This window comes from Bradyrhizobium sp. Leo170 (assembly GCF_004296405.1).
In the GTDB taxonomy this organism is placed as follows: Bacteria; Pseudomonadota; Alphaproteobacteria; order Rhizobiales; family Xanthobacteraceae; genus Bradyrhizobium.
Window position 1 is genome coordinate 1 of record NZ_PSRR01000081.1, and the last position, 22,399, is coordinate 22,399.

Consider the following 22,399-nt stretch of genomic DNA (forward strand, 5'->3'; position numbering starts at 1 on the left):
GAGTTTCGACGCGCTTCCAGGCGGTCTCGTCGAACTCTCCGGCCAGCTTCGCGACGACCACCGTTGCCACCGTGTTGCCGATGACGTTGCACGTCGCAAGCGCGGTCGAGAGAAAGCGGTAGACCCCGAAGATCAGCGCGAGGCCGTCGACCGGCAGAATTCCGGATGCCGTCACGGTCGCGGCGAAGACGACGAAGGAACCACCTGAGACCGTGGCCGCTCCCTTCGATGTCAGAAGCATGATCGCGAGAATTCCGATTTCCTGCTCCCAGCTTAGCGGCACGCCATAGGCATTGGCCAGAAAGATCACGCCCATCGACATGAACAGGGAGGTGCCGTCGAGATTGAAGGCGTATCCGGTCGGCAGGACGAGCCCGACCGTCTGCTTCGAGGCCCCATACGCCGGCAGCTTCTCCAGCAGGCGTGGCAACACGCTTTCCGAGGAGGCGGTGCCCAGCATGATGATGATTTCGTCGCGGATGTAACGCAGCAGCCGGAAGATATTAATGCTGAACATGGCGCAGACTGCGCCGAGGACCACCACGATGAACAGGATAACCAAGGCGTAGAACGTCAGCACGAAGTATGCGAGCGAAATCAGGACGGCCGTTCCATTGGAGCCGACGGCGTAGGCGACGGCGCCAAACGTTCCAATCGGCGCCAGGGCCATGATGATGTGGATGAACTCGAAGAACGCGGTCGAAATCGTGTTCAGTCCGCTCTCGATAGGTGCGCGCTTCTCCGGCGAGAGCGCCATCAGCCCGAAGCCGAAGATCAAGGCGATGACGAGAACCTGAAGCAACTCGCCGCGCGCGAAGGCCCCGACGAAATTGTCCGGGAAGACGTTGAGCAGGAACTGGTCGAATGTCGTGTGCGAGGTTGCCGCGGCCTTTGTCGCGGCTTCGGCGCCTTTGGTTGCTGTCGCCGGCGCGGTGATATGATCGAGGTTCTTGCCGACCCCGACGAGGTTTCCGAACAGCAGGCCAAGCGCCAGTGCAATCGTCGAGACGATCTCGAAATAGATCATGGCGATCAGCCCGACCTTACCTACCCGTTTGATGTCTCCGGCCGCGACGACACCGACGGCGACCGTGAGAAAAACCAGCGGCGCGACCGCCGTCTTGATCAGCCGCAGGAAGATATCACCGAGGATCTTCAAGGAAGCGCCGAATTCGGGCCACACAAGACCAACGATGATTCCGAGGACCATGCTGACGGCAACCTGGAGACCGAGGTTCTTCCACAGGGCTTTCTTGGTTGGCTTGACGGTCTGTTCGAGAGCGATGTCGTCGCGCTGCGTTGTCGCCATGGCGGCCATGGTGTCCTCCTGGGTCATCTGTCGGGCTGAGGCGGCGCTCTGCGGCGCATTGGCGAGATCGGCTGCGGCGCGCCGGCGATGTCAGCCGTCGCGAGCGGCGTTCGCGCCTGAAATGTCCAAAACGCGATCGACCATCGGGCCGCACAGGCCCAAATAGTTCGCGGGATCGCAGTGACGCCTGATCGCATCCTTGCCACCGAGAGCTTCGGCGATCTCCGGCACGTCGGCGAGAATGTCGGCGAGTTGTCCGCCGCCTTCGATGGCCTTGCGGCAGGCGTCATAGACGACGTCGTGCGCTTTTTGCCGTCCGAGCTTTGGTGCGGCTGCCATCATCACAGCCTCCGCAACGATGAGGCCTTGGGTGAGATCGAGATTGTCCAGCATTCGCCGCTCATGGACGACGAGGCCGGCGAGCATGAACCTGGCGTTGGCTAGCGACGAGGCCGTCAGCAGGAAGCTTTCCGGCAGGGACACCCATTCGAGATGCCAGGGGCCGGTCGCCCGCTCGAAATCGTGGATCATGCCGTCCAGCATCGCGGCGACGTGCTGCCGCACGGCCTTCGCCGCCGCGAGCATCAGCTCGCTGGAGATGGGATTGCGCTTCTGCGGCATCGTCGACGAGGCACCACGCCCAGGCACGAACGGCTCGGAGACTTCGCCGAATTCCGACGCCGACATCAGCATCACGTCGGTCGCGATCTTCCCCAATGTGCCGGTGATGAGGCCCAGCAAAGTCACGGACTCGGCGATGCCATCCCGGGCGACGTGCCATGTGATCGACGGCTGATGCAGTCCCAGCTCTTCGCAGAACAGTTTCTGCATTTCGAGGCCGGCGGCGCCGACAGAGGCGAGCGTGCCGGCTGCCCCGGAGAATTCGCCAAGCAGGATTCGCGGCAGCGCCTGATCGACACGCTCGATATGCCTGTCGATGGAGGACAGCCAGACCGCGGCCTTGTAGCCGAACGTCACTGGAAGCGCTTGCTGGAGATGGGTTCGCCCGGCCATCGGCGTGTCGCGGTATTTCCGTGCCATCGTCGCCAGGATGTCACGGACCTCGCGCAGGTCACGCGCAACGATTTGAAGAGCTGCCCGGATCTGCAGAACGTTGGCCGTGTCCATGATGTCCTGGGTCGTCGCCCCCCAATGAACGTAACGACCAGCTTCACCCGCAGCTTCCGAAAGCTGATGCACAAGCGGAAGGATGGGGTAGCCGACGATCTCGGTTTCGTGGCGCAGCTTTTCGACGTCGATCTTGATGGAGTGCGCAGCCGCCTCGATGGCGTCGGCGGCGGCTTTGGGCACCACGCCCAATCGGGCCTGGGCACGGGCAAGTGCGACTTCGGCTTCGATATAGCGCGCGATAAGCGCATCGTCGGCAAAGACCGCTCGCATTTCGGCAGTCCCGAACATGTCGCGAAACAAAGCCGAATCGAAAACTGTGCTGCCCATCCGTCGACCCCCTTGGATCATTGTGTTATATTATGTTCGTACATATTAATATGTACGGACATAAAGGATGAGTCAACATCCTTTCTTGACGAATCCCACTCCCATTGGGCTTCCATTGACCGGATAGAACGGAGGCAGGTGTGGAAACGCGGTACGCTTACGTTGCTCGCCTGCTCACGGAGGCAATCGCCGGCGGTCGACATCCCATAGGTTCGGTTCTGCCCAACGAGTTCGAGCTGGCCGAACAGTTTGCCGTGAGTCGCTCGACGGTGCGTGCCGCGATGCGCGAACTTCAGGCGTCAGGCCTCGTCAGCCGCAAGAGGAACGCTGGCACGCGCGTCGAAGCGCTGACGCCGCAACGCAGCGGTGGCGGATTCACCCAGGCGCTCGAATCCATAGAGGCCGTGCAGCGGTTCGGCGTCGAAACCGAACGTCACGTCCAGCGGGTTGCCGAGGTCGTCGCCGATGATGCGCTGGCACGGGATCTCGGGTGCCGGCCCGGGCGTCGCTGGCTGCGCATATCGAGCCTCCGCATGATCCCCGGCGATGCAACGAAGACCCCGATCTGCTGGACAGATGTCTACATCGACGACGCTTTTGCACGCGAGGTTCGATCGAGGATGGATGGCCATCGCGACATCTTCGGCACGCTGGTGGAAAAGATATCCGGCCGGCGATTCAGCGAAATTCGTCAGGATATCCGTGCGGTCGGCGTGTCCCATGACATGGCAGAGCCTTTGAAGGCCACGCCGGGCGCGCACGCGCTTGCGATCCGGCGTCAATATCTTTTCAGCTCGAACGAGATGGCTGAAGTATCGCTCAGCATTCACCCGGCCGATCGATACAGCTACACGACAAGGTTGATGCGGAAGGATTCGGAGCGGGAGTGAGGCGGCGCCGCTAGAGCGTTTTCGAGCGAAGTGGACACCGGTTCGCGCGAAGAAAACGCGTCAAAACAAGAATCTAGAGCTTCGGTTCTGATTCAATCAGAACCGAAAATGCTCTAGGAGTTCACTCCCGTGCATTGCGTTGAAACGCTCCCAGCCGGAGATGATTTCAGGCAGTGCCCATAACCACCTGCAGATATTGCGCCAGCTCCGCGCGCCGGAAGGGCTTGCCGAGAACGGGAAACTCGCCCTCTGCCCCATGGCGCGACAACGCGTCTGCCGCATTGCCTGACGTGAGCAAAATCTTGATGCCGCTGCAGAGCTGCTTCGCTTCGCGAGCCAGTTCAACACCGCTGATGCCTCCTGGCATCATGATATCGCTGAATAGCAGATCGAGGCTCTCGTTATCCCTCAGAATCCGGATGGCCTCGGCGCCATCCTGGGCACAGAGGACTTCATAGCCGAGCTCTCTCAGTATTGCTGACGTGACGTCCATGACATCGTGATCATCTTCGACCATGAGAACCCTGCCTGACCCTGCTGCTATGTCCGGGAGTTGGATGATATCCCTCCCCAGATCGGACATTTGGCCGGATCTGGGCAGATAGAGACTGACCGTGGTTCCCAGTCCGACTGAGCTTTCGATGGCGACATGGCCGCCGGATTGCCGGACGAACCCATAAACCATGCTGAGGCCGAGCCCGGTTCCTTTGCCGACCTCCTTCGTGGTGAAAAACGGTTCGAACACCCGATCCAGCGTGTCTTGCGGTATGCCGCAGCCAGTGTCGGTGACGGAGAGCTGGACGTACGATCCGGACGCAACACCGGCAATGGCGTCTTCGTGGAGGGTTATATTTCGTGCCTCGATCTCCAGTCTGCCGCCGTCCGGCATGGCGTCGCGCGCGTTCAGGGCCAGGTTGAGGAGCGCTGTCTCCAGTTGTGCCGGGTCAAGATGGCATGGCCACAGTTGATCGTCTGCGACAAGGTTGATCTTGCACCTGTCTCCGAGTGCGCGAAGGATTAGTCCCTGAAAATCCCGAATGAGAGCGTCTATGTGGATGGTCTTCGGGTTCAGCTTCTGCCGTCGGGAAAAGGCGAGAAGCTGCGCGGTCAGGCTCGCACCCCGGTCGGCGGCTTTCCGCGCCGCTACGGCGAGTCTCCGGACGCATTCGTCGTCTGCCGTACGGCTCTCGATAAGTTCGAGATTGCCCGAAATCACCATCAGCAAATTGTTGAAGTCGTGGGCAACGCCCCCCGTGAGCTGGCCGACAGCCTCCATCTTTTGGCTCTGATGGAGTTGTTCTTCCATCAAGCGCCGTGCCTCGACGGCGTGCTTCTGTTCGGTGATGTCTCGAAACAGGATGACGATGCCTTCGCCGGACGGGAATGCATTGACCGCGTACCAGACATCTCGAAAGAACGTTTCGACAGACGCGGAGTTCCGTTCCGACATCGCCGTATGTGCTCGGGCCGAGAGGTTCTTGTCGGTCCAATCCGGAAAGATCTCACACAGATTCATACCGATGAGGTCATATCCTACAGCGAGCTGCGCCTTTGCCCTCTCGTTCAGATAAGTGATGTACCATTCCGTATCGACGATAAGGACGCAGTCGGTCGTGCTCTCGAATATCGTCGTGATCCGAGCCGCTGCCTGCTCGGCTTTCTCCTTGGCATCGTGCAGCTCGTGTTCGCGGTTCGCGAGCGCATCGGCCATGGTGTTGAATGCGTCGGCGACCCGGGTAATCTCTGATCCTTTGTCCCGGATATGCACTCGGCCCGCGTAGTCGCCAAGTCGCCATTGGTTGGCCGCATCAACCATTTGTCCCAGCGGATGCTGGATGAACCGACGGGCACCAAACCAGGTCAAGGCCAATACGACCGACGTGCCCAGGACAATCAGGAGGATGCCTAGCCGCGTACGACGTTGGATCTGACTGAAGGCCAGCGTCTTGTCGACGCCGAAGGTGACAAAAATCTCTCCGGCGTCTGCTTGCAGCGCTGTGTAGCCTACGATCCGCTCCACGCCGTCAATGTCGCGCGCGGTTGTTGTGCCCGAGTGATCCGAGTGCAAGTAATGGTCACCGGGTATCCTCCGGCCGACGAACTGGTCGTTACCAGGATAGCGTGCGAGGTACGTGCCGTTGCGGTCTCTAATGGCGAGGGCGGCGCCGGGGGGCGGGCCCTTCTGCTCGAGATAACGAGCCAGCCAATCGAGGCTGAGGGCGGCTATTACGACGCCGCCCATGTGGCCATCGTCGTCGTAGAATGGCAGCGCAAAGTGGAGGACGTTGCGGCCGGTCGCTCGGCCGTGCGCGAACTCTCCGACCGTAAACTTGCCGGTTTTCAGGACGTTGGCGAAGTAGGCGCGCCCGGCGGCGGTCGATGGCTTATAGTCGCTGGTCGAGTCGCAGAACGAATCGCCGTTCATGTCGACCACGATAAAATTAATGAATCCGGGATAGCGCTCCTTGATTCTGGAGAGGTAAGCCTCGCATCCGCGGGCGTCCTTCGCCTTTACCGCCGGAAGTTCCGAGAGCGCAATCAATGCCTGGCGAATTCCTTGGATGATCTGCTGCTGCTCGGCGGCGGCGAGCTTGGCAAGACCAAGCGCCAGCTCTTGCACTTCCATTTGGTGCGAGAAACGGAGGTCAAACTCATTGTACAACTGGATTGCGATTCCAGGCAGAAGCGCAAACGCCACCAGGGCAAACAGCCGCAACAATAAAGCCACCGCCTAGTTTCCAAGACGAGAAATCTGACGTGGCAGGCTGTAGAGCTCTGGCGCGCGAGGACGGCGCAGGGCGTCACGCCCACAGCACACCCTGGCTTCGCGATCGCTGTAATCGGTCCGGTCGACCAGCGGACGTCGTGCGTATCGCCTTCGTGTCATCTCTTACCTGTCTGCTGTTCCAATTGGGCAGGGCAGTACATAGGCTTTGTTACGATGGGATTTCGGCGTTTAGCGTTTTGTCACCGTGGCGACATATTCGTCGCGCCAACAACTAACGCCGCGTTCTCTGTTACAGTTGCAACGGAGCGCCGCTGGGATGAGCCGGAGACTCGAAATAGAATGATATCGGCCTAACTGGACGGCAGGCATTAATGGCGTCGATTGCGTATCGCGGCGGTAGGAGATTTGTTGTCTGGTGCACCGCTTAGTCTGGCCGCAGCGCGGATCGCATTCCAGGAACTTGCTCGGCGCGACGGAGCGGCAGATCTCGAACGTGCTCAGCGGGCGGCGGATCGATGTTATGCCAGTCAAGATTATGCAGAGGGTCGGGCGGCTCAGCGAGAGAAGCGCAAGCCAGTCTTTCGTGGAAACGAGCCTGTTGCGATCGAGTCAATGTTTGGCGTAACCGGCAATCTCCTGCGTGCTCGTGTATTCGCCTGGCCTGCTTTCGATCAAGCGCAGGAACGGGGTGCTGCGCGCCTCGCAACCACCTATTCTTGCGATATTGGCGCTGGCGAGCCGGAAAGAGTCGCCTTAGCTAATCCGTCGGCCACAAATGGCGAAGGCCGCCGCCAGCGATATACAGAGCAAGAAAGTAATACAGAATGTAGAGGTTATAGGTCTGGCCGTTGCCCGTGTAGAGCATTCGGATCCGTTCCGCAGACGCCGTGGTGGCGGTGGCCAGCCCGCCCCAGAGCCCCTGGGCCCATGGAGGCGTCAGCATTGTGAAGACAGTCTTGAGGCCTTGGTAAAGGCTCGATCGCATGCCACCGATTTCGACGCGCGCAATGGCAGCCCACCAGCCGCTTCGTAGCAGCAACCAGAACAGTCCGAGCAATATTGCAGACACGATCACCGCAAACGCCATGACAGGCACCGGATTCCAGTAGCCGTAAATCATCTCCAGCGACATGCCTTGCCACACCAGCGTCGATGCGAATTGCGGGTCGATCGCTTCGGAGATCGGGGCGATCAACAGCTTCGGGAAGAACGACATCAGGAAAATGCCGGCGACCAGCAGAATCTGCGGTATCAGCAGGGTGATCGGCGCCTCTGTCAGGGCGTCACGCGCAGCCTTGCGGGGGCCGAGAAAGATCGCCTGGATGAAGCGTGCCATGTACACAAAGCCGACAAAGGTCGCCAGCAGAGTCATCAGCGCCGGCCCGTACCAGCCCTTCTCAATCATTGCGCTCAGCAGCAGCCATTTGCCGCCGAAGCCGGCGAGTGGCGGCAGACCGGACATCGCGACAATCGCGATCGCAGCCGTTGTGAATGTGACGGGCATGACACCGGCAAGTCCGCCGAGTTCGACAATCAGCCGCTTCCCCGTTCGCAGGATGATCGCGGCAGCGACGAGGAACAGGATGCCTTTCACCAGGAGATGGTTGGCAACGAGATACAGTGCCGTCACCCAGCCAAGATGGCTCATCAGTGCGATCGCTGCCACGATGTAGCCAAGCTGGCTCATGCTGGAATAGGCCAGCATGCGCTTCAGGTCGTCCTGGCGCGCCGCAAGCATGGCGCCGGCCAGCGTGGTCAGCATGCCGATCCAGCCCATGACAAGTGCGAGATTCAAGCTCACTTCGGAGCGGATCGCGACATAGGTCCCGACCAGCAGCCCGAAGATTGACACCTTGCTGATGACGGCCGAGAGCAGGGCGGACACGTCGTCATCGGCTTCCGCGTAGGCGCCCGGTAGCCAGACGTGGACGCCGACGGCGCCGGCCTTGATCAGCAGGCCGATGGCCAACAGCACAAAGACCGGCGCGCTATCCGGACCCGCGACGCGCAGCGCCGACAGCGACACGCTGTCGGTCTGCGCCTGTAGTACAGCGAACGCGCACAGCAGGAAGAAGGCCGCGGCCAGCGAGAACAGCAGATATTGTAGTGCATGTGACGCGGCCTCGGTCCTTTGCAGGATCAGGAAATAGGAGGACAGCGTGATCAGTTCCCAGATGAAAATGAATTCGAGGCTGGTCATGGCGCGCGGCAGCGCCGGCAACGACAGCAGCATGACGGCAAGCAGCGGATAGAAGCCGGGACGGGGATCCGCGCGGGCGAGGCAGGCGATCGACACGACAAGGCCGCCAGCGAGAAGGAGCATCGCGAACAGAAAGTTGATGCCGGACAAGCTGAGAATGAGCGAGGTGCCACCAGCGGACACTAGAATGAGCACGATCAAACATTGCATGCCGCTCGGCAGGCGAGCCAGCATGTACAATACAAGTCCTGCAGCAAGCGGCATGTACGCCCACGGAGCGGCAAGGCCGGCAAGCTCGCCGGCGAGGTACCCGCTCGCGACAAGAAGAAGAGCCATTCCGAAGATCGGAAACAGATCACTCTGGCCCTGCGGCTCTGCGTCTATCTCGGCGGGAGAGTGAAGAGCCAAGCTGAACCAGCGGAACATGTAGGCCGCTTCCAGAAGCGAGCCGACCAGGACAATGGCGATCCAGACGTAGAGATCGCCGGCTGCCAAGGTCATGATGAGCTGCCATTTCGCCCAGAATCCCGGGAACGGCGGCAATCCTGAGATCGCGACGATCAGTATGCCGAAGACCAGGATCGTTCCCGGGCGTCGGGCGAGGACCGCCCAATCTTGCAGGCGTTCCTTGCCCACGTAACCGGCCAACCAGAAAAGCCCGACCTTGGCGAACAGGTGATTGATGAATAGCCCGCCCACCACCAAGAACATCGCGTCGCCGGCCTTGAGTTGGTAGAGCAGGGGCGCGGCGATCGTCAGCAGCGCCATCTGGCCGATCGAAGAATAGCCGAGAAGGCGCTGCGCTTTCGTCTGCTGGAGACCGATGAGGTTTGAGAAGACGAACGTAATCGCCCCCAGGACGGCGATGAGTTCGAGCTGGTCCTCGAACAGCGGCAGCAACTTGAGCAGGCCGAAAAAGACGCCCGCCGAAACACCGCCCGAGATGATCGCGGCAACGTCGCTGCGTGCGGTCTCATAGACATCGAGGCCCCAGCCGTTCGCGGGGAAGGGCTTCAGCTCCAGCAGCAGGCACGCCAGCAGGAAGATGAGTGCGGCGAAGCCGATCGGGCCTGTGATCGAGCTGCGGTTTGCGATCAGTTCGTCGATGTTCAGGATGCCAGTGGCGGCATAGAGCAGCAACGTGCCGATCAGGAAGAAGGTCGAGGCCAGGACCGTTGCCATGAGCAACTTGAACGTCGCCGACAAAGCCTCGGGCGCGTCCCGCAGGCCGAGCAATGCATAGGTTGCGATCGAGACGATCTCCAGGAATACGAACAGATTGAAGAGGTCGCGAGTCATCACCATGCCCTGGATGCCCATGACCAGCAGCAGGTAAAGCAGCAGTGTCCCGTACCCTTCGCGCGCGACATAGGCGGCGCCGAAAAGCGCGACGAGATTGACGCCGAAGGCGAAGATACTTTCGGCGAGCCCCATGCGCAGATTGATCGCATAAGGCGGCTTCGCGCCTCCGGTCAGGATCTCAATGGGGGCGGCGCCGTTCAGAAGGACGAACAGCGCGTAGCCTGAGATCAGCGTCATCGCCGCGAGCGCAAGGACAAAGGCGGCGGCTACCCAGGATTTGCCGAGACGATAGAAGAGTGGGATCAGGAAGCCGCCACCCAGGCCCACAATGAAAATGTTGAGCGGGTGGAGGAGGCTCTCTACCATTTCGACTCCGTGAAGGCGTCGATTGACAGCGTTCTTTTGGCCTCATAGAGCCGGATCGCATAGGCCAGCATAACCGCCGTCACGGCCATACCAATGACGATGGCGGTGACGGCGAGTGCAGATGGTATCGGATCGACTGCGCGTGAGGCCGCTTCCGACAAACTCAGCGCGTGGTCGATGATCGGCGCCGTGCCATTCGCCACATAGCCGATTGCAACGATGACGATGTGGGTGCCGGTTCCCATCAGGGAAAATCCGATGACGATCCGCAGGATGTTGCGGTGTGTGAGCATGCCCCAAAGTCCGATCAGGATCAGGAGAAGGCCCGTTGTCAGAACGATGCTCGAGATCATTGGACGGTTTCCCTCATATGAGGCGTCAGGGCCGGAACCTTTCGAGAATGACGCTCAGCTCGCAGCCCACCTTGATGCCCAGAAGCGCCGACAGGATCGGAATGGTACCGGCGCTGAAGAAGGCGCCGAACTGCCCAAGCGGGAGGATCCGGTTGTCCAGGAACCCGCCCGCGGCGATTAGTCCCGCGATGCCCGTCAGCACAAACAAAGCGCCTGCCACGGACTCGGTGACGCCAAGGAATTCGGGATTGGGCTGGTATTGCGGATAGGTCAGCAGCATCAGCAGAACGCCGGAAGCTATGACGGCGCCGCCCTGAAAACCGCCGCCTGCAGTCAGGTGCCCGTTCATGATGATATAGGCTGCGAAGATGGAAATGAGCGGAACGAGGATCTGGGTGCCAGTCTGCACGATCTCCGACGGTGGCCGGGCTCCCTCAAAGCGATCCTCGAGGGGCCCGCTGCGCGGCGGGCGTTCCCCACCGAGCACGAGGCCGACGCCCGCCGCCACCATGAATAAAACGGCGACCTCTCCGAGAGTGTCAAACGCGCGGTAGGTCAGCAATATGCCGGTGATGACGTTCGCCGCGCCCAACTCCTGCGGCACGAGCCTGATGTAGCTTTCCGCCAGGGGCAGCAGTGATTGCTGTTCGGTATGGCCGATGACAAGACTTGCAAAGACCAGTCCGAACGCGACAATGGCGACGATGATAGAGAGGCGCCGGATCATGTGCCGCTTCCCGCTTTCTGTCGTGCGTCACGCAGCGCATCTATACCTGTATCACCTGCCATCGGAATCCGGATGCTGTGCGCGGCCCGAGCCAGCGCATGCGAGGAGACGGGATTCGTCATCAGCACGAAGTAGACGATGATCAAAAGCTTGAGGCTCCAGCCCGGGTGATAGATAGCCAGGCCCGCGAGCACCAAGGTGTTGCCGAGCGTGGAGGCTTTCGTGCCCGCTTGCATGCGCGTATAGACATCGGGCATCCGCAACATGCCGAGCCCTGCTGAAAAGTGGAAGATTGCGCCGAGCAGGACCAGGACGCTTCCGATCAGAGCCATCATGGTGCTCTCTCTGTTGTCCTGCGGATCGCATAGAGGAAAATGAGCACCGACAGGCCGGACCCGATCGACGCCTCCGTCATCGCGACATCCGGCGCGCCCAGCAGGACGTAGCAAACCGCTGCGAACAGGCTCGCCAGTCCGCCGCTGACCGCCGCCGCCAGGGTGCTGTCCAGGCACACGGCTAGAATACCGCTCACAAGAATGCTGCCGCACAACAGGTAGACGAAGAGATCAAGCATGCTGTCAAAGACCTCGCTCGAGATAGCGTGCAATCGCCAGGACGGCCAGAAAGCTCAGAACACCGTAAACCAGGGCGACATCCAGATAGATGGAGCGGCCGGCCACGTGCGCGTAAAGCGCAATGAGGGAAATCGAAACGACGGTCAGCATATCGATCGCCGCAACCCGGTCTATCGTGGTCTGTCCGAGAACCAGACGCAGCACGCCGAACGCGACCCCGAGAAAGATCAGAACCGCCGCGGCGGTGAGGATTGCATCAGCCAAAGGTCTTCCTCAGATGTTCTTCGAACGCACCGGCAATCGCGCGGGTCGCCTCGTCCGGATCTGTTGTTTTGACGTCGAGCCAATGGACGAAGAGGCTGTCGCCGTCGATGTCGATAACGAGTGATCCGGGCGTCAGCGCGATGGAGTTGGCAAGCGCAAGACGTCCGACCGGAGTCTTGAGTCTCGTTCTGATCCTGACGATGCCGGGGTTGATATTGATGCGTGGGGCATAAACGTAGCGCATCATGTTGATGTTCGCACGGACGAGCTCGACCAGAAAGACGCCCGTGTAGAGAACGAAGTGATAGAGGCGCCCTGGGGATAAGCGGACGTCTCGCCACGCGCCCGGTTTGCGCGTGAACATGTAGGCCAGAACGACGGAAATCAGCGCGCCGGTCGCGAGCGCGCCAACGGCGAAGGACGAGTTCGCCGCGAACCAGATAAATGTGAGGAGCACCGATAGCCAAAGGAAACCGCTCGGTCGTTTCACTGCGGGCTGATTTGGCGCCATTGTCAGCAACCCCGACTGTCAGCAACCCAGTGTTATGAGTTGATCCTCGGAATGCCGATCCCCGCCGGCTTCTGCGGATCGGCTGATTTTTCAGTTCCCTTGAACCAAGCTACATACAAGGTAGGAAGGAAGATAAGCGTAAGTATCGTCGCGACCAGCAATCCTCCCATGATCGCGAAGGCCATTGGTCCCCAGAACACCGTTGGAGCGATCGGGATCATGCCGAGAACGGTCGATACGGCGGTCAACATGATTGGGCGGAAGCGAGAGCTGCTGGCATTGATTGCGGCTGACCAGACGTTCTCTCCCCGTGCGCGTTCGGCTTCGATTTGGCCAATCAGGATCACGGCGTTCTTGGTAATCATGCCGATCAAAGCCAGAATGCCAAGAATGGCGACGAAGCCGAGCGGCCTGCGCGACACGAGAAGCGCCGCGACAACGCCGATCAAGCCGAGAGGCGCGACGCTGAGGACCAGGAATAGCCGCTGAAAGCTTTGCAGCTCGGCCATGAGGACCGTGAACATCAGCAGCAGCATCACCGGAACAACAGCGATGACGGAAGCTTGCGAATACTTGCTTTCTTCAACGGTTCCGCCCATGACGATGCGATAAGCGCGGGGAAGGTTTTTTGCGAGCGTATCGACCGCCGGCGCAAGCGCATTGATCACGGTTTCCGGAAGCGCCCCGGGCGCCACATCGGCCTGCACCGTGAGCGTAGGTACGCGATCGCGCCGCCAGACCAATGGATATTCCTGCTTGTATTCGAATGTAGCGAACTGGTTGAGCGGAACTGTTCGCCCGTTAGGCAGCGGCACTTGCAAGGTGCTCAGGTTCGCCAGCGAGACGCGCTGTTCGTCGGTAGCTCGCACCAGAACATCGACAAGATAGATGTCGTCGCGAACCTGTGTGACAGGCGTGCCTGAAATCACGGTGTTCAGGACGCCCGCCACGGCTTGCGAGCTCAGACCCAGCGATCGCGCCTCGTCCTGGTCGACACGGATGCGGAGCTGACGCGCCGGCCCGATCCAGTCGAAATTGACCTGCTCGGCTTGCGGGTTGGTCGCGACGATCTGGGCAAGCTTCAGCGAGATGTCCCGCACCTGGTCAATGTCGGGGCCGCTTACACGATATTGCACAGGCCAGCCGACCGGCGGGCCGAGTTCGAGCGGAGAGATCCGGGAAATCGCGCTCGGGAATTCATTGGCCAGGAATTTTTCAAGCTTGACGCGAAGGCGCTCGCGCGCGGCGACATCCTTCGCAACGATCACCACTTGCGTGAAAAAGTCGTTCGCCAACTGGACATTGAGCGGCAGATAGAAGCGAATGGCGCCGCGTCCCACATAGGTACTCCAGCGCGCTACGTCCGCATCGCCCTTCAAGGCCGCGTCGAAGCGCTTCGCGGCCGCTTCGCTGGCATAGATCGACGCATTTTGCGGCAGACTGATATCGACCAGAAGCTCCGGACGATCGGAGGACGGAAAGAATTGGCGGGGAATGAGCGGAAGGGAGAGATAGGAGAGAACGAAGAGCGCCACGGTGAGAAGAATAGTCACCCATTTTGCCCGCATGGCGGCGGTCAGGAAGCCTCGATACCAAGAGAGGATTCTGCTGGGGTTCGCGGTTTGCGAGGTCCGGGGCGGTTTCAGAATGACGACGCCCAGCAGTGGCGCGAAGACGACGGCCACGAACCAGGATACGAGCAGTGCGATGCTGACGACGGCAAACAGCGAGAACGTGTACTCTCCCGCGGAGCTGGCGGCAAAGCCGACGGGAACAAATCCGGCGATGGTTACCAGCGTTCCCGCGAGCATGGCGAATGCATAGGTCCGGAACGCGAATGTCGCCGCTTCGACCTTGTCATCGCCCGCGGCTAGCCGGTTGAGGGTGGCGTCGGTGGTGGTCATCGCGTCATCGACGAGCAGTGCCAGCGCGATGATGAGGGCGCCGAGCGATATCCTCTGCATGTCAATGCCCGCCATCTGCATGATCGGAAAGACGATGGCGAGCGTCAAAGGAATCGAAAGCGCGATGATCAGCCCTGGGCGGACGCCCAGACTGATGAAGCTGATCACGAGAATGATGGCAATCGCCTGCAACAACGACGTCATGAACTCGGAGATCGCGCCATCGACCGTGACGGCCTGATCGGCGACGAGGATTGGCTGGATCCCTATCGGCAGGCCCGCCGTGATCTGGTCCATCGCCTGATTGATGTTCCTGCCGAGGGCGAGAATATCTCCGCCCTCCCTCATGGCGATGGCAAGCCCGATCGCCGGTTCGCCGTTGACGCGGAACATGGGCTGCGGGGGGTCGGAATAGCCGCGCCGCACCTGCGCTATGTCACTCAGGCGGAGCGTCCGTCCGCCCGCGATGAAGTTGACGCTGGCGACGTCCTGCTCCGTCCGAAACGCACCTGAAACCTGCAGCGACAGACTCTCGTCGCCGGTCTGGATGGTACCGGCCGGACGTACGACGTTTTGAGCCTGGAGGGCGGCGATGAGCGCCGAGCGGTCGATGCCGAGGCCGGCGAGTTCCTTTATCGAGAACTCGACGAAAATCCGTTCGTCCTGGGCACCCAGCAGTTCGATCTCCGAGACGTCACGAACAAGAAGCAGCTTCGAGCGGATGTCTTCAACGTAATCGCGAAGTTCGCGATGGGTGAACCCGTCGCTCGTAAAACCGTAGATGATCCCGAACGTAGCGCCGAAATCGTCGTTGAAGCCGGGCCCAACGATGCCTGCTGGCAGCGTATGCCTGATATCACCGACGTTCTTGCGAACCTGATACCAGGTGTCGGCCACCTCTTTCGCGTTTGTGCTGCCCTTCAAGTTGACGAAGATCGTCGTGATGCCGGCTTTGGTATAGCTGCGCAGGAAGTCGAGATGCGGCGTTTCCTGCAGCCTGCGCTCAAGTCGTTCGGTTACTTGCTTGAGAGTATCCTCGAAGGTTGCTCCAGGCCACGCGGCCTGAACAACCATCGTCTTGATGATGAAGGTAGGATCCTCGCTGCGCCCAAGACGGAAATAGGATAGAACGCCGGCAACGACAGCGATGATCATGAGATAAGCGACGAACGAGCGGTGATTCAGCGCCCATTCGGAAAGATTGAATCTCATGACGACCCCGACCCGAGTATGCGAATCTTCTGGCCCGGGTGCAGGGCTTGCACGCCTGCCGTGACCACGATTTCTCCGGTGTCGATTCCTTGGGAAACTGCTACCAGCGCCTGGTTGAAGCGCAGCACGTCGATGTTTCGCAATGATACGGTATTCTTGGAGGGATCGACGACCCACACGGCGGGCTGTTGATTTACTCTCGTTAGCGCCGTGGCCGGGATTTCAATGATTGGAACGGCCTCCATTTGCAGGCGCCCGGTCACGGTCGCGCCAAGAAGCATGGCCGGCGGGGGATCCGTCAGGCCAACCTTCACTTCAAAGGTTCGTGTTGCCGGATTGGCTTGCGGGGCGACTTCGCGGATGCGGCCTTGCGCGGTCACCGCGCGATCGTCGGTCAGACTCACGCTGATTTCAGGATCGCTCGGCGCTGTTCGGATGACTTGGGCGGGGATGTCGAAAACGGCATCACGGCCATCCTTGCGGGCAACCCTGACGATGCTTTGTCCGGGTTGGACGACTTCACCCGCGGCGGGACCCATTGCCGTCAAAACACCCGGGGCGTCAGCCTTGAGTTCGGTGAAGCTCACCTGATCATGCGCGATCTTGAGTTGAGCCTCGGCCGCATCGACCTGCGATTGAGCGGTTTGCTGGGCTTGTTTTGCCTGATCGAAGTTGACGTTCGTGGTCCAGCCTTGCGCGAAGAGGGTTTGTTGGCGTTCGAATTGATTGCGGGCCTGAACCAGTTGCCCCTGGGCGGCTGCGAGGGCCGCCTGCGCCTGCCGCAGGCCGTTCATCTCGTTTTGCGATTCAAGGCGCGCAACAACCTGACCGCGCTGCACTCGATCTCCGAGCTTGCCGTTGTTCTCGAGAAGTCGGCCACCAATGCGGAACGAAAGCGAAACCTCGTCCTCGGCTTCAATCCTGCCGGTAAACGTGAGTAGTGTTCCAGCTTTGCTCTTTTCAACAGTTATGGTTCGAACCGGACGGACTGCTGGAGCCGCTGTTTCTGGCTCACGTTCGCAACCGGCAAGCAGCATTGGAGCGACCAAAACCATCAGTCCGGTCTGCCGCATGCGACGCATTCTGTTCAAACGGGCGGCACACCCAGACGTGGACATGGCTCACTTCCTTGTTCGTTGGCCCACCTGGTTCTTCCAGCCATTCCGATCGTTGTTATCGTCGCTCCAGTTTGTAATTCTCGTTCGGACTCTGCGAGATCGAGCGAATGCGCAAGAACGCAAACAATCGTTCGTGCGTAGCCTCTAGACTTGTTTCGATGTTGGCGAGGACGGCTTCGTGGTTAGACAGCGGCCGGTCACTGCTGCCATCATATGGCCGAGCGAAATAATCCTCAAGCGGATGGAATTGCGAGTCCCGCAGGCATCACAAGCAGACACGCACCGGTGCTCGGGGCGCATCACCTTTGAGAGTCAGCAAGCCCAAGGCGATCCACTTGCGAGATGTGGCGCTAGGTAAGTCATGCTGACGTGTTAAGGCAGCGTCGATCGACGAAGAATCTCGTCGCAACCTGAGCGGCTTTTGGCGCCCGGCGAGACGCGCGCAGGATTTTGAAAGAAGCAATCCGCAGCGCTATGCGAAATCGGCAGGAAAGACTGTCAAGTCACTTCAAACGTGCGCGAAGATCGTCGGTGAGGCGGGCTAATTCACGGTCATTCGGGAGAAGGCGAGAGAGACGCTCGGCGTATTCGAGGGCGGCACCAATGTTGCCGGAGTCGCGGCTGAACGAGACGAGGGCAGACAGCGAGTCGCGATCGTCCGGATGGCGGGCCAGGTTCGCCTTCAAGACCTCAATCGATTCACCGATGCGGCCTGACGAATGTAGCGCCACGGCGTAGACATAGGCGTAGCGCGACCGGTCAGGTTCGAGCTCGCTCGCTGTGCGGAATTCGCCAAGCGCGTCGTTCGGCCGTTTCTCCCGCGTCAGGTTGAGCCCGAGGGCGTGGTGCAAGCCGGCGTCCTGGCGTGATGACGTGATCGCTGTTCTCAGAACACTTTCTCCGTCGCCGTCGCGGCCAAGCTGCCGATAAAGGTCCGCCAGATTGATCGCTGTAGGCGCATATTGCGGACTGAGCCGCAGGGCTGCCTTGTATTCGCTCTCTGCATCGGCTGCCAGTCCGCGCCGCGCATAGAAGTTTCCGAGGGTCGATCGGGCTTCGGGGCGGTCCGCGTTGAGACGCTGCGCCGCAATGAACTCGGCAGTGGCCCGCTCGAAGGCTGCACGGTCCGCCGGCGGCTGGGCTGCGGTCGGGACGGCGGCCAAGATCGACACCGCTCTGATACGAACGCCGCGGCTCGGATCGGCAAGAAGCGGCGAGACCAGCGGCCAGATCCGGTCGCCCGGAAGGCCGTCGAGCATGTCAAGCGCTGCGACCCGCACCATCGGATCGGGATCGGCCAACCCCTTGCGCGCGAGCTCGATATTCGCGGGCGAGACCCGCGAATGAAGTTCGCTAAGCGCGCTCGCACGCGCGATTACCGGCGCGGTGGGACTGGCCGCCACCACAGCCAGCAGCGTGGCAGCGTCGGCGCGACTGCTCCAGGAAGCCTGGAAGGCCTCGGCGTAGTTCTGAAAACCTTTTCGGACCGGCCCGTGCCAGCGCTCGATGGCGTCGGCCGCCCATTGTGCGGATTTGTCGCCATGACAGTTGTTGCAGGCATTGGGGGTGCCGAGCTTCACGGAGAGATCTGGCCTCGGAATTCGAAGGCTGTGGTCGTGCCGCTTGTCGACCACCATGTAGGTGCTGACGGGCATGTGGCATGACGCGCAAGCCACGGCCGGCGTAACGCCTTCGTGGCGATGATGTGAGGCAACTTCATATTTGTCGGCGGCATGGCATTGCAGGCAAACGCCATCGCCTGGAACGCGGAGCTTGGCTGCATGGGGTTCATGGCAATCGCTGCAGGTCACGCCGGCTGCGAACATCTTGCTCTGCTTGAACGGGCCGTAATTGTACACCTCGTCGAGCATCTGCCCGTCCGCGTGATACAGGCCAGCAGCAAGGAGGGAAACGGCATGCGTGTCGGACAATGGTTGTCCTGGTACCCAATCTTCGGAAAATTCACCGCGTCGGGCGTGGCACAATCCGCAGGTCTCGACCTCCTTGCGTGTCACCGCAGGGGCGATGCTGCGTTGCGGGTTGCCGGTCTTCGGATCGGGGTGCCAAGTAATGCCATCTCGCTCGTTCAGCAAGACGGCTAACCCTTTGCGCGGGTCATCGTCTTTCCCAAACCAACTGCGCTGGCTGTGGGCCCAATCGACGTGCCGCGAGCCTTTGCCGTGGCATGCCTCGCAGCCGACGCTGATCTCCGTCCACGTCGTGCGGAAGCGATCTTCGGCCGCGTCGTAGTGCTTCCGGACGCCGGTTGAATGGCACTCCGCACACATGAAATTCCAGTTCTGATTGAGCTTGGTCCAGTGCAGCATGTCGTCGTGCTTGATCTCCTCATTGGGGTAGAGATGAAACCAGCGTTGACCGCCCTTGTCCTTCGGCCGGCTATCCCAGGCGATTGAGAGCGCCTGCAGGCGGCCATCCGGGAATTCGACCAGATATTGCTGGAGCGGATCAATGCCGAAGGTGTATTTGATCTCAAACGTCGCGAGCTTGCCGTCAGGACCATCGGTCTCAACGAAGAATTTGTTCTCCTTTTTGAAGAACCGCGAATGGACGCCGAAATAGTCGAAACTGGCATCATCGAAATTCCCAAGCACGGAAGCGACGGAGGCGTGCTGCATGGCATGCTTGTGCTGGGACTCCTTCCATAACGCGGTTTCGGCCTGGTGGCACCCGGCGCAGGCTTCACTGCCGACAAAGACGGCAGCAGGAGCCACCTCGCTTGAACGAAAAGTTGCAGGCAGGATGACACCGCTGTTGATGGCAAACAGGAGTGCAGCGCCACCCAATACGAGGACTGCCATCGCCATCAACGTGGCGGCGCGCGTCGGTGGCCTCTGGTTCTTATCTGCTCTGTTGTCGCTGCGCGCCACGAATTGCTATCCGCTGCAGGCTAAGGGCGAATTCCAGCAAATCCTCTGATGCTGTCCCACGCTATGCAGATTCGGCAAAATGTTTGTCGCGGCGTTGCCGGCTGAGCCGGTTCATCGCCTGCCGCGCTCCCTTCAGAATCGGCGCTAGTGCTCGAACGGAAACACTCGCTTCCAATCGTTTTTCATGCTGATCACTGTCCAGCCGTCCTTCTTGGCCTCGTCATAAAGCGCGGGAGTGAAAGGGCCGACCTTGGTGTCCGGCAGACCTTGCGCCGGGCCGTAGGCGTATTCGCGGGCGGCATCGTCATGCAGCACCAGCATCTTCAGCCGTGCACCGGTACCTGCACCGGTCCACTCCAGCATCTCGCGATCGCCCGTCGAGTTGCCGAACGCCGCATACGGCCGGCGCCCGATCATGAGGTGAATCCCTTCTGGCTTGCCCGCGTTGTCGTCGTTCAGGATGAGCTTCGGTTCCTTGGTCAGGAACGGTTTGCCGTCCTTGCCGTAGCCATATTTCGTTCCGCCCGCGGTACCGACCACCTGCTCAGGCGGGATGCCATAGACCTGTTGGGCGTATACACGCACGAAGTCTTGCCCTCCACCGGTCACGATAAAGGTCTTGAAGCCGTTGTCGCGCAGGAATCGCAGGACTTCGAGCATTGGCTGATAAACGAGCTCGGTATAGGGGCGCTTCCAGCGCGGATGCCGCGCGGTTCCAATCCACTTCTTGGCTTCGGCGTTGAACTCCTCGACCGACATGCCGGTCAGCGTTGCGGCGAGGATTTCCTCGAGGTCCCTCAAGGAAAGCCTGGCGATCGCCTCCCGGTCGCCCGAAAGCACGGTCTTGAATGGCGCGACGTCCTTGAGCTCCGGCTTTTTTTCGACCACTGCCGGGACACGCTCCAGACAGTAGACCACTTGCGTGTACATCGGATGCTCGACCCAGAGCGTGCCGTCCTGATCAAAGACGGCAATCCGATCCTCTGCTGGCACGTGGTTGGGGCTCGCAGTGTCGGTTGTGACGCGCACGAAGTCGAGGATCGCCTGTTTCGCGGCCCCATCGTTCCATGAAGGCAACGGATTCTGAGACGTTGTTTGTGCCAATACCGGGACCGTCAGAAGCGGACTGGACAAGGCAGGCAACAGCGTCAAGATCGAAATCAGAGTGCGACGGGTCGTGCGATAGTGCAGGAAAGGCCGCATGATCGCCTCCTAGTTCGTCGAGGCCGGGAGCCGTAGCTTCTCCATCGCTTGTTCGACCGAGAAGTTGCCGGGCCGTTGGCGCGGCGGGAATTCGCGGAAGCTCGCGATGTGCTGCGCCACGATAGCTTGCGCTGGCACAAGCAGGAAGGCGTGATCGATGAACCAGCGCACGTAGTCGCCGGACTCGTGCTGGGCCCGCTCGAACGGATCGGAGCGAAGGTTGAATATTCTGGGCAGGCGCAACTGTATCAGCGGTTCGGCCCAGACGTTCAATCCCTCCGCCCGCTGCTCAAGGAACGCGGCCTTCCACTGCAGATAGCGCAGGCCGGCCAAGTTGCCGTCTTCGGTCCAATAGAAGAACTCGCGCCGCTTGCACGCACCCTTGCCGGCGAGCAGATCACGCTGATCGTAGCCGTCGAGATGCACGCGGAAAGTCTTGCCGGCGGCATCATAGCCCTGCAGCAGCTTCTCCTTGATGTCGGGCTCGCCGGCGGCGGCAACCAGCGTGGCCGCCCAGTCCTCGGCTGAGAAGACATCATTGATCTCGCTGCGCGGCGGCACCTGGCCGGCCCCGCGCACCAGCGCAGGCACGCGGTAGCCGCCTTCCCAATTGGTGTTCTTCTCGCCGCGGAAAGGCGTCGTGCCGCCGTCGGGCCAGGAGAACGTCTCGGCACCGTTATCGGTGGTGTAGATCACAATGGTGTTGTTGGCGACGCCGAGATCGTCGAGTTTTCTCAAGAGCTCGCCGACCTGCCCGTCATGCTCGACCATGCCGTCCGGATAGATGCCGAGCCGCGTCTTTCCCTGCGATGCGGGCTTGAGGTGCGTCCAGATGTGCATGCGGGTCGAATTGAACCACACGAAGAACGGTTTGCGATCTCGCACCGCGCCGTCGATGAACTCCGTCGTCGCCCGTAGAAACTCCTCGTCGATGGTCTCCATGCGCTGCCTGGTGAGAGGACCAGTGTCCTCGCATTTCTGCTGGCCCCACGGGCCGAAGCGGGGGTCCTTATCCGACAATCCCTCCTTCGCGGCCGGCAGGCCAACTTTCAACAAGCCCGTGCGCAGCGGCGACTGTCCAGTGATGAAGGCGGCGCGGCCTGCAGTGCAGGATTGCTGGCCATAGTAGTCCGTGAAGATCGCACCCTCGTTGGCGATGCGATCGATGTTGGGCGTGCGATAGCCCATCTGACCTCGGTTGTAGGAGCTGATATTCCAGTATCCGATATCGTCTCCCATGATGACGAGAATATTGGGCTTCTGCGCTTGTTGCGCTGATGCCGGCGTAACGATTGGCGCAGTGGCTACGAGCGCCGCGAGCAGCCCGAGTAGCAGGCTCTTCAGATTGCTCATGATCGACCCTCCAAGCTCAGCCCGGATCCGGCTCGGCT

General features: G+C 60.6%; 16 protein-coding genes. 1 reads left to right on the top strand and 15 read right to left on the bottom strand.

Annotation, left to right across the window (positions count from 1 at the left end; genetic code table 11):
* Together CWO89_RS16150 and CWO89_RS16155 are read right to left on the bottom strand one after the other, a co-directional pair.
* On the bottom strand, positions 1-1,309 hold a 1,309-nt coding region (locus tag CWO89_RS16150; protein WP_130579792.1), incomplete at its 3' end, for a cation:dicarboxylate symporter family transporter.
* Between the two features lie 90 nt (positions 1,310-1,399).
* Positions 1,400-2,767: a class-II fumarase/aspartase family protein gene (locus tag CWO89_RS16155; protein ID WP_130579776.1), complete on the bottom strand. Its 1,368-nt coding sequence runs from the start codon at positions 2,765-2,767 to the stop codon at positions 1,400-1,402.
* Between the two features lie 140 nt (positions 2,768-2,907).
* Between CWO89_RS16155 and CWO89_RS16160 the strand changes: the two genes are divergently transcribed.
* Entirely contained in the window at positions 2,908-3,657 is a 750-nt protein-coding gene (locus CWO89_RS16160) for a GntR family transcriptional regulator (protein ID WP_130579777.1), read from the top strand.
* 166 nt (positions 3,658-3,823) lie between these two features.
* Here the strand turns inward: CWO89_RS16160 and CWO89_RS16165 are convergent, their stop codons facing one another.
* The 13 genes from CWO89_RS16165 to CWO89_RS16225 all read right to left on the bottom strand — a co-directional run bounded on the left by CWO89_RS16165 (position 3,824) and on the right by CWO89_RS16225 (position 22,361).
* Complete coding sequence (locus CWO89_RS16165) at positions 3,824-6,385, bottom strand: ATP-binding protein (RefSeq protein WP_130579778.1); 2,562 nt, start codon at positions 6,383-6,385, stop codon at positions 3,824-3,826.
* A gap of 757 nt (positions 6,386-7,142) precedes the next feature.
* Positions 7,143-10,253 (bottom strand): proton-conducting transporter transmembrane domain-containing protein, encoded by a 3,111-nt coding sequence (locus CWO89_RS16170; protein ID WP_130579779.1) that lies wholly within the window; start codon positions 10,251-10,253, stop codon positions 7,143-7,145.
* Positions 10,247-10,606, bottom strand: a complete 360-nt coding sequence (locus CWO89_RS16175; protein WP_130579780.1) for a sodium:proton antiporter — start codon at positions 10,604-10,606, stop codon at positions 10,247-10,249. The genes CWO89_RS16170 and CWO89_RS16175 overlap by 7 nt, the downstream gene beginning before the upstream one ends.
* Positions 10,607-10,631: 25 nt before the next feature.
* On the bottom strand, positions 10,632-11,333 hold the full coding sequence (gene mbhE, locus CWO89_RS16180; protein ID WP_130579781.1) for a hydrogen gas-evolving membrane-bound hydrogenase subunit E: 702 nt from the start codon (positions 11,331-11,333) through the stop codon (positions 10,632-10,634).
* Positions 11,330-11,668, bottom strand: a complete 339-nt coding sequence (gene mnhG / locus CWO89_RS16185; protein ID WP_130579782.1) for a monovalent cation/H(+) antiporter subunit G — start codon at positions 11,666-11,668, stop codon at positions 11,330-11,332. Before mnhG ends, mbhE begins: the two co-directional genes overlap by 4 nt.
* Positions 11,665-11,907, bottom strand: a complete 243-nt coding sequence (locus CWO89_RS16190) for a Na(+)/H(+) antiporter subunit B (protein WP_130579783.1) — start codon at positions 11,905-11,907, stop codon at positions 11,665-11,667. Before CWO89_RS16190 ends, mnhG begins: the two co-directional genes overlap by 4 nt.
* Positions 11,908-11,911: 4 nt before the next feature.
* Positions 11,912-12,172, bottom strand: coding sequence for a monovalent cation/H+ antiporter complex subunit F (locus tag CWO89_RS16195; protein ID WP_130579784.1), 261 nt, complete (start codon positions 12,170-12,172; stop codon positions 11,912-11,914).
* Complete coding sequence (locus CWO89_RS16200) at positions 12,165-12,683, bottom strand: Na+/H+ antiporter subunit E (protein WP_130579793.1); 519 nt, start codon at positions 12,681-12,683, stop codon at positions 12,165-12,167. The genes CWO89_RS16195 and CWO89_RS16200 overlap by 8 nt, the downstream gene beginning before the upstream one ends.
* Before the next feature lie 32 nt (positions 12,684-12,715).
* Positions 12,716-15,799 carry an efflux RND transporter permease subunit gene (locus tag CWO89_RS16205; protein WP_130579785.1) on the bottom strand — a complete coding sequence of 1,028 codons (3,084 nt, stop codon included), beginning with the start codon at positions 15,797-15,799 and terminating at the stop codon, positions 12,716-12,718.
* Positions 15,796-16,872 (bottom strand): efflux RND transporter periplasmic adaptor subunit, encoded by a 1,077-nt coding sequence (locus CWO89_RS16210; RefSeq protein ID WP_245476328.1) that lies wholly within the window; start codon positions 16,870-16,872, stop codon positions 15,796-15,798. Before CWO89_RS16210 ends, CWO89_RS16205 begins: the two co-directional genes overlap by 4 nt.
* Positions 16,873-17,420: 548 nt before the next feature.
* A complete protein-coding gene (locus tag CWO89_RS16215; protein ID WP_130579795.1) occupies positions 17,421-19,742 on the bottom strand; it encodes a multiheme c-type cytochrome in 2,322 nt (773 codons plus the stop codon).
* A gap of 207 nt (positions 19,743-19,949) precedes the next feature.
* Positions 19,950-21,008 (bottom strand): HAD family hydrolase, encoded by a 1,059-nt coding sequence (locus CWO89_RS16220; protein ID WP_130579786.1) that lies wholly within the window; start codon positions 21,006-21,008, stop codon positions 19,950-19,952.
* 9 nt (positions 21,009-21,017) lie between these two features.
* The gene (locus CWO89_RS16225) at positions 21,018-22,361 is read right to left on the bottom strand and encodes an arylsulfatase (protein ID WP_130579787.1); all 1,344 of its coding nucleotides are present in this window, start codon (positions 22,359-22,361) and stop codon (positions 21,018-21,020) included.
* Positions 22,362-22,399 lie beyond the last annotated feature (38 nt).

What these genes read in the sequence shown, in the direction of transcription:
- CWO89_RS16155 (WP_130579776.1), bottom strand. Translation starts at nt 2,767, where the DNA reads ATGGGCAGCACAGTTTTCGATTCGGCTTTGTTTCGCGACATGTTCGGG.
- CWO89_RS16170 (WP_130579779.1), bottom strand. Translation starts at nt 10,253, where the DNA reads ATGGTAGAGAGCCTCCTCCACCCGCTCAACATTTTCATTGTGGGCCTG.
- CWO89_RS16175 (WP_130579780.1), bottom strand. Translation starts at nt 10,606, where the DNA reads ATGATCTCGAGCATCGTTCTGACAACGGGCCTTCTCCTGATCCTGATC.
- mbhE (WP_130579781.1), bottom strand. Translation starts at nt 11,333, where the DNA reads ATGATCCGGCGCCTCTCTATCATCGTCGCCATTGTCGCGTTCGGACTG.
- mnhG (WP_130579782.1), bottom strand. Translation starts at nt 11,668, where the DNA reads ATGATGGCTCTGATCGGAAGCGTCCTGGTCCTGCTCGGCGCAATCTTC.
- CWO89_RS16190 (WP_130579783.1), bottom strand. Translation starts at nt 11,907, where the DNA reads ATGCTTGATCTCTTCGTCTACCTGTTGTGCGGCAGCATTCTTGTGAGC.
- CWO89_RS16200 (WP_130579793.1), bottom strand. Translation starts at nt 12,683, where the DNA reads ATGGCGCCAAATCAGCCCGCAGTGAAACGACCGAGCGGTTTCCTTTGG.
- CWO89_RS16205 (WP_130579785.1), bottom strand. Translation starts at nt 15,799, where the DNA reads ATGAGATTCAATCTTTCCGAATGGGCGCTGAATCACCGCTCGTTCGTC.
- CWO89_RS16210 (WP_245476328.1), bottom strand. Translation starts at nt 16,872, where the DNA reads ATGCGGCAGACCGGACTGATGGTTTTGGTCGCTCCAATGCTGCTTGCC.
- CWO89_RS16215 (WP_130579795.1), bottom strand. Translation starts at nt 19,742, where the DNA reads ATGGCGATGGCAGTCCTCGTATTGGGTGGCGCTGCACTCCTGTTTGCC.
- CWO89_RS16220 (WP_130579786.1), bottom strand. Translation starts at nt 21,008, where the DNA reads ATGCGGCCTTTCCTGCACTATCGCACGACCCGTCGCACTCTGATTTCG.
- CWO89_RS16225 (WP_130579787.1), bottom strand. Translation starts at nt 22,361, where the DNA reads ATGAGCAATCTGAAGAGCCTGCTACTCGGGCTGCTCGCGGCGCTCGTA.